Consider the following 12,412-nt stretch of genomic DNA (forward strand, 5'->3'; position numbering starts at 1 on the left):
ATAATGCGGGTATTTATATTTCTTTTGTTGACTATGCTTTTTGTATTGCCCGGCAATGCTCAAAAAATCACAATATATAGTACAGCAAATAATCAACCTATCCCTAATGTAGCTATTTACAATAAAATCAAATCTAAGAGTACTATTACTGATTTTAATGGAGTGGCCAATATTTCTGCGTTTTCTGATACCGAAATCTTGTATTTTACGCATATCTCGCATTTAGGTATAAGTATGGTTAAATCTAAAATACCAAAATCACTTTCTATATATTTAAAACCAGATGAAAACCAGCTTTCAGAAGTTGTTATTTCCGTATCAAAATGGGAGCAGGAACAAAAAGAAATTACACAAAAAATAGTAAGTATTTCGTCTAATGACATTGCATTGTCTATGCCACAAACATCTGCTGATCTTTTACAAAGTAGTGGACAGGTTTTTATTCAAAAAAGCCAATTGGGAGGAGGGAGTCCTATCATTAGAGGTTTTTCTACGAATCGATTATTGCTCACCGTGGATGGAGTACGAATGAATACTGCAATTTTTAGAGGGGGAAATGTGCAAAATGTAATATCAGTCGATCCTTTTACTGTAGATAGAACAGAGGTGATATTAGGGCCGGGATCTGTTGTTTATGGAAGTGATGCAGTAGGTGGGGTGATGAATTTTTATACAGCACAACCTAAGTTTGCTGTAAACACTAAGCAAAAACTAAGTGGTAATGCACTTATTAGATATGCCAGCGCCAGTAATGAAAAAACTGGGCATGTTGATTTTAATATTGGATTAGAGAAATGGGCATTTTTGACAAGTGTAAGCTATACAGATTTTGACGATTTAAAAATGGGAAGTCATGGTCCTGATGATTATTTGAGAAATGAATATGTAGAAACCATAAACGGAGAAGATGTTATTGTGCGAAATTATGACCCTGAAAAGCAAGTGTTTACGGGGTATGATCAGGTTAATTTGCTACAGAAAATTCGTTTTATGCCTAGCGAAAAATGGGATTTTAATGCCAGTCTTATCTATACAGAGACATCGGATTACCCACGTTATGATCGCTTGATTAGAAGAAGAGATGGAAATTTAAGATCCGCCGAGTGGTTTTATGGACCACAGCTTTGGTTTATGGGTAACCTACAAGTATCACATAAATCAAAAAGCAAGCTATATGATAAAATGAAAATCACTGCGGCATATCAATATTTTGAAGAAAGTAGAAACGATCGTAATTTTGGTAGTGATATTTTAGAAAAAACCCAGGAACAAGTAGATGCTTACTCATTAAATTGGGACTTTGAAAGAAAATTTAGCGATAAGACCACTTTATATTATGGATTGGAATATGTGCTAAATCAAGTATATTCTGATGGGTCAGAACGTAATGTTAATACGAATAGTATTGAAGACGCACCCTCTAGATATCCAGATGGATCTACCTGGCAGTCTATAGCAGCATATCTAAGTATAAAGCATAAGTTAAGCGAAAAACTGAGATTTCAAGGTGGATTACGATATAATAGAATCATTTTGTATTCAGAATTTGATGACAAGTTTTTTGATTTTCCATTTACAGAAGCAAATATTGATACCGAAGCGTTAACGGGAACAGCAGGACTAAGTTGGTTTCCTAATAATATGATACAATGGAAATTGAATTTATCCACAGCTTTTAGAGCACCCAATATTGATGATGTTGGTAAGATTTTTGACTCAGAACCAGGGTCTGTTGTTGTCCCTAATCCGGATATAAAATCTGAGTATGCGTATAATGGTGAAATAGGAGTAAAATTAAATTTTGATAAAAACTTATCTATAGATTTGTCGACGTATTATACATATCTTGAAGATGCATTAATACGAAGAGACTATAATTTAAATGGGCAAACAGAAATCGATTTTGGAGGAGAACTAAGTAACGTACAAGCTATTCAGAATGCTGCAAATGCCAGAGTATATGGTTTTGAAGCTGGATTAGAATACAAGTTTCTTGAAAATTTTAAACTAACGTCCAAGTATACTTTTGTTGGAGGAGAAGAGGAATCTGATGATGGTACTACAGCTTCTTCAAGACACGTTTCACCTCAGTTTGGAACTACTCGGGTGAGCTATATTTTACCCAAATTTACAATTGATGCTTTTGCAGTGTATAATGGAGAGTTTAGTTATGAAGATCTGGCTCCTTCTCAGCAAAACAATGACTTCTTATACGCCAAAGATCAAGATGGGAACCCATATTCTCCTTCTTGGTATACCTTTAATCTTAGAACACAATACCAAGTAACCAAAAATATAAAAGGTATATTATCTATAGAAAATATTACCGATCAACGATACCGTCCTTATTCTTCTGGTATTGCTGGTGCAGGAAGAAATTTTATTCTATCGGTAAAATATACGCTTTAACATCATAGAATAGGGATTATCTGAAAAATACATTATTCATATTTGATATCGATGGGACACTTACAGATAGTGTGCCTATGTATTTGATTTCGGTTACAAACTCATTACTAGCACTAGGGATTTCTGATATTGATACCGATTATGATAGGTATAAACATCATACTGATAGTTATGCATTGAGATATAACTATGAACGCAATTTTAAGAACACCTTTCCAAAAGAATTATTAGATGATTTTGAAATCGATTTGGTTTATCAAATGGGAATGTTTGATCCCGTAAAAGAAATTGATGGTGCCAAATCATTAATTCGGTTTTTTAAAGATAGTAATGTTCCTTTTTGTTTTGCTACAGGTGCATTGCCTAAACCTGCTATGATCAAATTGGATCAATGTGATATTTGGTATGATGAAAAACTATTAGCAACTTCAAAAACACACGAGTCGAGAGAAGGTTTTGTTTTGGATGCTATAGAAAGGTCAAAGATATATTATGATAAAGAAAATTTTGACCGTATTGTATCAATAGGAGATGGTGTTTGGGATTTAAAAACAGCCCAAAATTTATCTCTTGATTTTGTGGGTATCGGAGATAAGAACAGAGTAAAACTCCTGGAAAGCGGTGCTAAACATTGCTTCTCTACGCTGTCAGCATTCAAAGAATCACTGATTTAATTTTTAGGAGCTCTTAGTTTTTGCATTAAGGTGGAATCAAACTCTTTTTTAAGCTTGGTAATTTCAGCTACGTTTTCGTTAGGGATGGCAATAGATAACACATAGTGTTTTATTTTCCAGCCATTAGTAGTTTTTTGAAGGATACCACTGCCTCGACAAATCCCCATTTGAGTATCTAATAACTCATCAAACCAGGCGATATCACTTTCGTTTTTCACAAAAATATTTCTTTCAAGAGTAGAGAAACTCCAAGCTTTTCCTTTATCAAAATATGGTTTTGAAAAGGCTTTAAACTCAGAGTTATTCCAATTTTCTGTAGGATCAGTTCCTATAAAAATTGCATCTTCGGTCATAAGACCAAAATAAACTTCAAAATTGGCATCTGCTGCAGCTTTGTGCCATTGCTCAAGAGTCGTATTAATTTCAGTATTTTGTTGTGCAAAACAAAAACTACAGATGAAAAGTAATAAAGATAAGATTGGCTTTTGCATACGTTTTATTTTATAGGTGGTTTCTCTTGATCTTCGAGTTCTCTTAAAAGTTCTTTTTCAATATTTTCTGGGATCGCTAATGACAATTCATTTAATTGTATAATCAAACTATTATAAGCTTTAATCAATCTTGTATTAGCTTCCATAACCATATCAGAATCTTTATTTTTCTTTTCAGATAATAGTTTTAGTAAACCTGTTTCAGTAGATAGAACACTAATTCGGGAGTTAATAGTGTTTATATTTAGGTCTTCAGAAAGGTTTTCCTTAAATGTGCTCACTAGTAAATCTATACTATCAACATGTTTATTTACGTAGAAAGAATTTTCATTGCGTAATACGGTTATAAAACTTCTCAGATTTTGAAAATCTTCAAAAATTTCAAGACTTCTTTCTGCCTCTGGAGAAAGTTTTAGAAGATTTAATTTAATTTTTTCCTTAGAAAGACTATCCAGCTTAGCAACAGGGTCTTTTCCTTGTATATTGGTGTTTTTTTCACCTTGACACCCAAAACAAACTAATACAATCCCTAAAAAAAGAAATATTCGCATTCTATATTTTTATAGTAAGGACTCAAAAATAAGATATTTATGTCAAAATGATAGTATTCTCGCAATCAAAAAGATTTGATACATTTTCTATACTAATTTGGCAAAATTATATTCATAGAATAAAGCGAGTTAAATGTCTTTCTGACACATGAATTCTATAATTTCTAAGCTTCACATAAAGTGATATGTTGTTTTTAAGAACCCAAAATATACATTTTCCTGAATCTGGAAACTTCCCTTTGATTAATCACTTATTGTCTATCATGTAACGAATTCTAATTGGATACGGATGAATTCTAAATAGGGCTAAATTTTAAAAGGCACACAAGTTACTTTTGTGATGATTTTTTTTATTTAAACTAACACAAACACAAATCACTTACCTAAACCTCATGATCATGAAAAATTTAAACTTTAATGAGAGGATGTTTTCTTGCATATTTAAAAAGATGTGTATGACAGCCTTTCTATTGATTCTTTCCTTTTCTTCTTATGCGCAAGATAAGAAAGAAGTTGTTGTGGGAACTGTAAAGAGCTTCTCAGAATCAGTATTTTCAAATAAGTCAAGAAATAGTAATTTTACTATTAAGTTATCAGATAAAGAATCATACAACCTTAAGATTAATGTTAAAAAAAGTATTGTAGATGGATACTTTGTGACTGGTAATGTCTTGATTAATAGGGCTAAATCAGCTGCTACAACAGAGCCTGTTTTTAGTTTTACTAAAAATGATGAAAAAATATCTGGGGAGATTATATTTTATGATCAGAAAAAAGCATTTAAGATTTCAACTAATAACAAAGGACAAGTATTAGCAAGCGATCAGGATATTCATAGTATACTATGCGTAGATTTTGAAGAAGAAAAAGCTGCCGCTAAAAATGATTCTGGTGTAATTATCCCGCAAAAAGCGCAAATACAATTAGAGAGTCTTCCCGGGGCATCTCATGTTATCTATCTTGATTTTGATGGAGAAGTAGTGTCTGGTACTCGTTGGGTAGGAGGTAGAACAATTAATGCAAAACCTGCTGGTTTTAGTGATGAAAAAATTCTTGCGGTATGGCGAATTATGGTAGACGATTTTAATCCTTTTAATATAAATGTGACTACCAGAAGAGATGTGTTTGATGCTACCCCAAAAAACCAAAGAATGATGGCAATATTTACGCCAACAAACGATGCAGCTCCTGGATCAGGAGGAGTAGCGTATCTAAATTCTTTTAGTTGGAATTCTGACGATCCATGTTGGGTATATAACCTAGGAACAAGAACAGCTGGAGAAACAGGATCTCATGAGGTAGGACACACTCTTGGATTGGCACACGATGGCACAAGATCTGGAACTACATATTATTCGGGACATGGACAATGGAGCCCAATTATGGGTTGGAGTGCTAATAAAACATTAGGTCATTGGAGTAAAGGAGAATATAATGATGCTAATAATACGGAGAATGATTTAGCAATTATTTCAAATTCTAGAAACGGTTTTGGGTATAAAAAAGATGATCATGGAAATACTATAAATAGTGCTACAGAATTAGTATCTGATAGTAACGGAAATGTATCTAAAGTAGATAATGAAGGAATCATTGAAAAAACATCGGATAAAGATCTATTTTCTTTTCAAACTTCAGGAGGAGAGGTGAATTTTTCTTTTGACCCAAATCCATACCATCCAAATTTAAATATTAAAGCAAGGTTATTAAATAACAATGGTGAAGAAGTTACATCCTCTGATCCACAAGGTTTAAAAGCATCTATAAGTACTACTTTACAAAGTGGAAAATATTATATTGAAATAGATGGAGTAGGAGAAGGAAACCTGTCTACAGGTTATTCTGATTACTCTTCTTTAGGATTGTTTTCGATTTCTGGGAAGTACCCTAAAGGAAATAGTACAGATACTGAAGCCCCAAGTGTTCCAACAAACTTATCCGCTTCAAATGTTGAGCAGACATCACTGTCTTTATCATGGGTAGCTTCTACAGATAATGTTGGAGTAACAGGATATGATGTTTACCAGGGAAATGTGAAGATTACCGGTGTTAGTGGTACTTCTTATAATGTTACCGGATTGACAGCAAATACTACGTATGAGTTTAGAGTAAAGGCTAAAGATGCCGCAGGAAATACTTCTGGATTTAGTAACACAGTGTCGGTTACAACAAAAGAAGCTACAGATACTGAAACTCCAAGTGTTCCAACAAACTTATCCGCTTCAAATGTTGAGCAAACATCACTATCTTTATCATGGGTAGCTTCTACAGATAATGTTGGAGTAACAGGATATGATGTTTACCAGGGAAATGTGAAGATTACGAGTGTTAATGGTACTTCTTATAATGTTACCGGATTGACTGCAAATACTACATATGAGTTTAGAGTAAAAGCTAAAGATGCTGCAGGAAATACTTCTGGATTTAGTAACACAGTGTCGGTTACAACAAAAGAAGCTACAGATACTGAAGCTCCGAGTGTTCCAACAAACCTATCCGCTTCAAATGTTGAGCAGACATCGCTGTCTTTATCATGGGTAGCTTCTACAGATAATGTTGGAGTAACAGGATATGATGTATACCAGGGAAATGTGAAGATTACGAGTGTTAGTGGTACTTCTTATAATGTTACCGGATTGACTGCAAATACTACATATGAGTATAGAGTAAAGGCTAAAGATGCTGCAGGAAATACTTCTGGATTTAGTAATACGGTCTCGGTTACTACAAAAGAAGCTACAGATACCGAAGCTCCGAGTGTTCCAACAAACTTATCCGCTTCAAATGTTGAGCAGACATCGCTGTCTTTATCATGGGTAGCTTCTACAGATAATGTTGGAGTAACAGGATATGATGTATACCAGGGAAATGTGAAGATTACGAGTGTTAGTGGTACTTCTTATAATGTTACCGGATTGACTGCAAATACTACATATGAGTATAGAGTAAAAGCTAAAGATGCTGCAGGAAATACTTCTGGGTTTAGTAATACGGTCTCGGTTACTACAAAAGAAGCTACAGATACCGAAGCTCCGAGTGTTCCAACAAACTTATCCGCTTCAAATGTTGAGCAGACATCGCTGTCTTTATCATGGGTAGCTTCTACAGATAATGTTGGAGTAACAGGATATGATGTATACCAGGGAAATGTGAAGATTACCAGTGTTAGTGGTACTTCTTATAATGTTACCGGATTGACTGCAAATACTACATATGAGTATAGAGTAAAAGCTAAAGATGCTGCAGGAAATACTTCTGGGTTTAGTAATACGGTCTCGGTTACTACAAAAGAAGGAAGTACAACAGATATCTGTGAAGGAGTACAGGTATGGGTATCAGGAGTAAATTATGCTGTTGGAGATCGAGTAATTTACAGGAGTTATGTTTACGAAAGAACTGCTAACGGATGGATAAAACTAGGGAGATGTGATGCGAGTTTTTGTGAAGGAGTAGATACTTGGGTATCGGGAGTACGTTATAATATAGGAGATCAAGTGGTATATAGAGGTAATCTGTGGGAACGTGGTGCAAGAAGATGGAGACTTGTTTCATCTTGTAGTGAACAAGCGAACAAATTTGATTCAGCTGCTCCACCGCAAAAGATGAGTGTGTACCCTAATCCGATAAGTGGAAGTGTACTAAACATTGTTTTTAATCCTTCTCAAGAAGCAACCTATAGCATTTATAATTTATTAGGAGAAACAGTATCTAGTGGCTATTTTAAATCTTCTGTACAAGTTGATCATTTGCAAACAGGAACATATATTTTGAAAGTTACTTCTGATAAAACACAACATGTTACTCGATTTGTAAAAGAATAAAGAAAGATGAAAAACTAAAAAAATAGACTTTTATATTTAAATTAGTCTACAGAATTTAAAAAACAGCTATAGTGACCATTTAACTATAGCTGTTTTCTTTTGAATTCACTTTTCACTTTTATAGTATTTTGTATACTAAGATTGTGATTAATTTATTTTCTGTAAGAGAGGGTTAAATGCTTTTGAAGCGACAATTACTTTGTCTCCCACAGCTATTGCTTTAATATCGTCTTCTTCAGCAACTATTTTTACAAAATTCGAACCTACCAAAATAGTAACAATATGAATTATATCTTCTTTTTCAATTTGAATTATTTCACCCGAAAACTGAAATTTTCCACTTACTTGTTTTGTAGTAAATACTTCAATAGGTCTCCCTTGTTTAATTATTTTTCCATTTTCAATACTAAATACAGTATCAGACATTTTTATAACTTCGCCTATCTCATGGCTTATAAGTAGGGTAGTTAAATTAAATTGCTTATGTACTTTAAGAATATAATCTTGTAGCTTTGTACGCATTTTTATATCTAATGCAGAAAGAGGTTCATCCAGCATTAAAATTTCTGGTCTTCTTACCAATGCTCTTGCTAAGGCCACTCTTTGTTTTTGTCCCCCGGAAAGATTTTCAGGTTTCCGATCTTGTAGATCACCTAGTTTGATAATATCTATGAGTTCATTAACAACTTTCTTGTTTTGACCTTTCTCTACTGCAAAGAGAAGATTTTCTTTTACAGTCATATTAGGAAATAAAGCATAATCCTGAAACACAAATCCGATTTTTCGTTGTTGAGGTTTTAGACAAATTCCTTTTTTGGTATCAAGCCATGTTTTTTGATTCACTGTAATTAGTCCTTCATCTGTTTGTAGTAATCCAGCAACCATTCTAAGTATAGAAGTTTTACCCGCTCCAGAATCCCCATACAGTGTAACTAATTGACCTTGCTCAATATTGATGTTAACATCAAGTTGCATTGCTCCATTTGCTGCTGTTAATTCTTTTTGCAAAGCTATATGTATCATTTCCAGAATCTTTTTAAATACCCACCATTAACCAGATATACCAGTAATAAGATGCTAAATGTAATTGCAAACAAAATGAGCGAATACCAATTTGCTACATCATAATTAAGAGCCTCTACCTCATCATAAATAGCAATAGAGGCCACTTTTGTTTTTCCTGGCATATTGCCACCGATCATTAATACGACACCAAATTCGCCAATGGTATGAGCAAAAGCCAATACAACTCCTGTGAGTAATGATGGTTTTATATTAGGAAGTAATACTTTGAAAAGAGTTGTAATTTTAGATTTTCCTAATACATAGGATGCTTCTGTTATTGATGAAGGCAAATTTGAAAATCCAGCTTGAATAGGGTGTACCATGAACGGTAAACTATAAATAACCGATGCAAGAACAAGTCCCTGGAATGAAAAAATAAGTTGTATGCCTAGATACTCGTTTAACCAACTTCCAAAAGCATTTGCAGGACTAAAAGCTACTAGCATATAAAATCCTAAGACGGTTGGAGGTAAAACCAAAGGCATACTTACCAAGGTTTCTAAGAATGGTTTTACTCTTGATTTCGTATGAGCAAGCCAATAGGATAAAGGGACAGAAATAACCAATAACAAAAGCGTGGTAACTAATGCCAGTTTAAACGTTAATACTAAAGGTTGCCAATCCATCATTCTGATAACATTATTTCGGTAGTTTTAATCATGGCTGTGATTTTTTCGCCAATTTCTAATTGCAATTGATCAGCAGCATCAGAAGTAATGATTGCGGTTAGATGCCCAACTGTAGAATCAATAGTTAACGTACTTAATAATTGTCCTTTTTTTATATTAATAATCTCTCCGATTGCTTTGTTTTGTATACTTATAGAATGTTCTATTCCTTTTCCAACAATTACTTCTGTTTCTTTGAAAATCATTTTAATATGATTTCCTTGTTTTAAATAGGAAGCTGTATCGGGTGTTTCTATTATAATAGTATTAAAAAAAACAGCTCCAACATCAACAGTAACCAATGATAAACTACCATTAGTTTTTATAGACGTTATTTCTCCCTGTAGAACATTCATAGATTATTTTTCTTTTGTTAAATAACCAAAATTTTCGAGAATTCTTCTTGCATCTGCAGAAGATAAAAAGTCATAGAACTTTTCTGCATTTTCTTGATTATTCTGGTTAAGAATAACAACTCCTTGAGCGATTGCAGAGTAATCTGTATCTTTTATATCAATCCAATTGCCTTTATTGCTCATTTCTGGAGATAAAACTACGGATTTTGAAGTAAAACCAATTTCTGCTGATTTTGAAATAATAAACTGATTAGTTTGTAAAACACTTTCTCCGTATACCAATTTATCTTTTACGTTTTCATAAAGGTTATGTCGTTTTAAAATTTCTATTGTTGCTAGGCCATAGGGAGCCATTTTAGGATTTGCAATTGCAATATGATGTATCTTCGAACTTTTAAGAGTTTCTAGAGATGGATCAATAGTATCAATCATTGACCACATAACTAATTTTCCGTAGCCATATATTTTAGGTGCTTTGATCGCAAAACCCGTATCAAATAATTCTTTTGGATATTTTATATCGGCAGAAACAAATACATCAAAAGGAGCGCCTTCTTTAATTTGCGCGGTTAATTTTCCCGATGAGCTTATAATAAGGTCACAAGCAATACCCGTTTGGTCTGTAAAAGTTTTGGATAACTCTTTCATTGCAAATTGCATATTTGCAGCTACAGCAATAGTTAATTTTCTCTCTGGTTTTTGCTGGCATGCTGTTATCAAATATATGAGAAGTATGAATATTGCTTTTTTCATTTTTTGTAACTGTTCTCCTGTATTACTTTTTCTGTAAAGATAACAACTCAAAAAGCAACCACGTGTAGAGATTGAGTACTATCTAAGTAACTTTTTTATCTAAAGCAATTTTTGATGACCCGAACTATGATGTGAAGGTGTTTTATCATATAACTTTTATAGTATTGACCGTTGCTGTTTATTTTGCATACACATTAGGATCAAATTTCTCCATATAAATTTCTGGTTTTGGAAGCTTTGTAAATCCGTATTTTTCATATAGCCATTCGGCAGTACTTGTTAACAAAATCCAACGTCTTAAATTTTGTAAATTAGGATGCCCCATAATGGTTTCCATTAGCCATTTACTTAATCCTAATTTTCTGTAATCTTTGAGGATAAAAATATCTCCTAAATAAGCAATTGTTGAATAATCCGAAATCACTCTTGCATACCCAATCTGTTTCTCCTCAGAATAAAGCCCAAAATTAAGAGAATTCTCTATTGATACTTTTACTGTATCATATGAAATACCATCACTCCATCCTGATTCATTTGTTAGAAAATTATATATCAATAAAACATCCAACTTGTTCTTATCTGTTGAGATGCTATAGTTTTCCTTAGATACTTCCATGTTTTTAATTTTGACCTGCAATATGATCGAATCCATTACTTTTGAGGATACAAAGTACCGAAATTAAACAGAAATAGCAGTTTAAGGATTATTAAACTGCTATTGTTTGTGTATTATTATCAAAAGGAATTTACCATTTCATTTCACCTTTTACCACTTTAGCACCCAATTGAAGTGCTATACCCAAACCTGCGTTTGGATACAATTTTTGCATGGCAGCGATAAGTTCTTCAGAATTTTTTGATTTTGCTTCTTCCTTCCGATAAGCAATCAAATAGTTTTTAGAATAGGTAATCGCATTACGATTTAAGTTACTGTTATCTAAGGCATGTGCAGAGACAACAACTTCTGGATTAAGGCGTTCCATTTTTTCTAAAACAGATAACCAGGCAACACGTTTTTCTGTCGTGCTCGCATCTGCTATCCATAGATGTAGATTGTCATATACATTTACACCTCCTACAATTGCTTTTAGAGATGGTATCCAGACAAATGTTCTTTCTGGAGTAGAGCCCTCAAGACCTTTTATTTCTATAGATTGGCCTTCGAGATCTATCGTATTTCCTTTTAATACTTGTGGGAAAACAACTTTTTTTGTTCCATTGCTTCCTAGTTTTGGCCCCCAAACCTGTAACTTTTTCTCATATGTTTTTTTGATGTGAGATAGAGTGTGTTGGGTGGCATAAATGGCTACATCTGGGAAAGTGTTTTTAAATACTTCTAGCCCAAAATAATAATCAGGATCTCCGTGACTTATATAAATGGTTGTGAGGTTTTTACCACTTTTTAGGATTTCTGCAACTACGTTATGTGCATCAGAAAGTGTGAATTGCGCATCAATAAGAACTGCGTCTTTTTCTCCATAAATTAAAACAGAAGCGATGTGAAAACTGTTTTCGTCTGCCCGATACACTTTGTATTCTAGGTTTTGTGCTGTACTACTCATTGTTATTGAAATTAATAGTATTGTTATTAAAAAATTGATTTTGTTCATTTTAATGTTCTTTT

The 12,412-nt window shown here is 33.4% G+C and carries 11 protein-coding genes; 3 read left to right on the forward strand and 8 right to left on the reverse strand.

The genetic code is table 11. The features are described 5' to 3' along the window. Positions 1 to 3 precede the first annotated feature (3 nt). Both AAFU52_RS10300 and AAFU52_RS10305 read left to right on the forward strand, forming a co-directional pair. Positions 4 to 2,409, forward strand: coding sequence for a TonB-dependent receptor (locus AAFU52_RS10300; RefSeq protein ID WP_438426351.1), 2,406 nt, complete (start codon positions 4 to 6; stop codon positions 2,407 to 2,409). Between the two features lie 38 nt (positions 2,410 to 2,447). Next, positions 2,448 to 3,083, forward strand: coding sequence for an HAD family hydrolase (locus tag AAFU52_RS10305; protein ID WP_438426631.1), 636 nt, complete (start codon positions 2,448 to 2,450; stop codon positions 3,081 to 3,083). Here the strand turns inward: AAFU52_RS10305 and AAFU52_RS10310 are convergent. Both AAFU52_RS10310 and AAFU52_RS10315 read right to left on the reverse strand, forming a co-directional pair. Continuing rightward, a complete protein-coding gene (locus AAFU52_RS10310) occupies positions 3,080 to 3,574 on the reverse strand; it encodes a nuclear transport factor 2 family protein (RefSeq protein WP_024770026.1) in 495 nt (164 codons plus the stop codon). The two genes, AAFU52_RS10305 and AAFU52_RS10310, sit on opposite strands and share 4 nt — an antisense overlap. A 5-nt stretch (positions 3,575 to 3,579) precedes the next feature. Beyond that, positions 3,580 to 4,125, reverse strand: coding sequence for a hypothetical protein (locus tag AAFU52_RS10315; protein ID WP_438426352.1), 546 nt, complete (start codon positions 4,123 to 4,125; stop codon positions 3,580 to 3,582). A gap of 398 nt (positions 4,126 to 4,523) precedes the next feature. On the opposite strand from AAFU52_RS10315, the gene AAFU52_RS10320 reads away from it, so the two are divergent. Further along, entirely contained in the window at positions 4,524 to 7,946 is a 3,423-nt protein-coding gene (locus AAFU52_RS10320) for a fibronectin type III domain-containing protein (protein WP_438426353.1), read from the forward strand. Between the two features lie 147 nt (positions 7,947 to 8,093). Here AAFU52_RS10320 and AAFU52_RS10325 read toward each other — a convergent pair whose 3' ends face one another. The 6 genes from AAFU52_RS10325 to AAFU52_RS10350 all read right to left on the reverse strand — a co-directional run bounded on the left by AAFU52_RS10325 (position 8,094) and on the right by AAFU52_RS10350 (position 12,398). Further along, a complete protein-coding gene (locus AAFU52_RS10325) occupies positions 8,094 to 8,969 on the reverse strand; it encodes an ATP-binding cassette domain-containing protein (protein WP_438426354.1) in 876 nt (291 codons plus the stop codon). Further along, positions 8,966 to 9,637 (reverse strand): molybdate ABC transporter permease subunit, encoded by a 672-nt coding sequence (gene modB / locus AAFU52_RS10330; RefSeq protein ID WP_024770022.1) that lies wholly within the window; start codon positions 9,635 to 9,637, stop codon positions 8,966 to 8,968. The genes AAFU52_RS10325 and modB overlap by 4 nt, the downstream gene beginning before the upstream one ends. Beyond that, positions 9,637 to 10,035: a TOBE domain-containing protein gene (locus AAFU52_RS10335; protein WP_438426355.1), complete on the reverse strand. Its 399-nt coding sequence runs from the start codon at positions 10,033 to 10,035 to the stop codon at positions 9,637 to 9,639. Before AAFU52_RS10335 ends, modB begins: the two co-directional genes overlap by 1 nt. 3 nt (positions 10,036 to 10,038) lie before the next feature. After that, a complete protein-coding gene (gene modA / locus AAFU52_RS10340; protein ID WP_438426356.1) occupies positions 10,039 to 10,788 on the reverse strand; it encodes a molybdate ABC transporter substrate-binding protein in 750 nt (249 codons plus the stop codon). A 178-nt stretch (positions 10,789 to 10,966) separates the two neighbouring features. Continuing rightward, positions 10,967 to 11,404, reverse strand: coding sequence for a GNAT family N-acetyltransferase (locus AAFU52_RS10345; protein ID WP_035091417.1), 438 nt, complete (start codon positions 11,402 to 11,404; stop codon positions 10,967 to 10,969). A gap of 130 nt (positions 11,405 to 11,534) precedes the next feature. Further along, positions 11,535 to 12,398, reverse strand: a complete 864-nt coding sequence (locus AAFU52_RS10350; RefSeq protein ID WP_024770018.1) for an MBL fold metallo-hydrolase — start codon at positions 12,396 to 12,398, stop codon at positions 11,535 to 11,537. Positions 12,399 to 12,412 lie beyond the last annotated feature (14 nt).

It is taken from the genome of Aquimarina macrocephali, from assembly GCF_051627225.1.
Classification (GTDB): domain Bacteria; phylum Bacteroidota; class Bacteroidia; order Flavobacteriales; family Flavobacteriaceae; genus Aquimarina; species Aquimarina macrocephali.

What these genes read in the sequence shown, in the direction of transcription:
- AAFU52_RS10325 (WP_438426354.1), bottom strand. Translation starts at nt 8,969, where the DNA reads ATGATACATATAGCTTTGCAAAAAGAATTAACAGCAGCAAATGGAGCA.
- AAFU52_RS10345 (WP_035091417.1), bottom strand. Translation starts at nt 11,404, where the DNA reads ATGGAAGTATCTAAGGAAAACTATAGCATCTCAACAGATAAGAACAAG.
- AAFU52_RS10300 (WP_438426351.1), top strand. Translation starts at nt 4, where the DNA reads ATGCGGGTATTTATATTTCTTTTGTTGACTATGCTTTTTGTATTGCCC.
- AAFU52_RS10310 (WP_024770026.1), bottom strand. Translation starts at nt 3,574, where the DNA reads ATGCAAAAGCCAATCTTATCTTTATTACTTTTCATCTGTAGTTTTTGT.
- AAFU52_RS10320 (WP_438426353.1), top strand. Translation starts at nt 4,524, where the DNA reads ATGAAAAATTTAAACTTTAATGAGAGGATGTTTTCTTGCATATTTAAA.
- modA (WP_438426356.1), bottom strand. Translation starts at nt 10,788, where the DNA reads ATGAAAAAAGCAATATTCATACTTCTCATATATTTGATAACAGCATGC.
- AAFU52_RS10350 (WP_024770018.1), bottom strand. Translation starts at nt 12,398, where the DNA reads ATGAACAAAATCAATTTTTTAATAACAATACTATTAATTTCAATAACA.
- modB (WP_024770022.1), bottom strand. Translation starts at nt 9,637, where the DNA reads ATGGATTGGCAACCTTTAGTATTAACGTTTAAACTGGCATTAGTTACC.
- AAFU52_RS10335 (WP_438426355.1), bottom strand. Translation starts at nt 10,035, where the DNA reads ATGAATGTTCTACAGGGAGAAATAACGTCTATAAAAACTAATGGTAGT.
- AAFU52_RS10315 (WP_438426352.1), bottom strand. Translation starts at nt 4,125, where the DNA reads ATGCGAATATTTCTTTTTTTAGGGATTGTATTAGTTTGTTTTGGGTGT.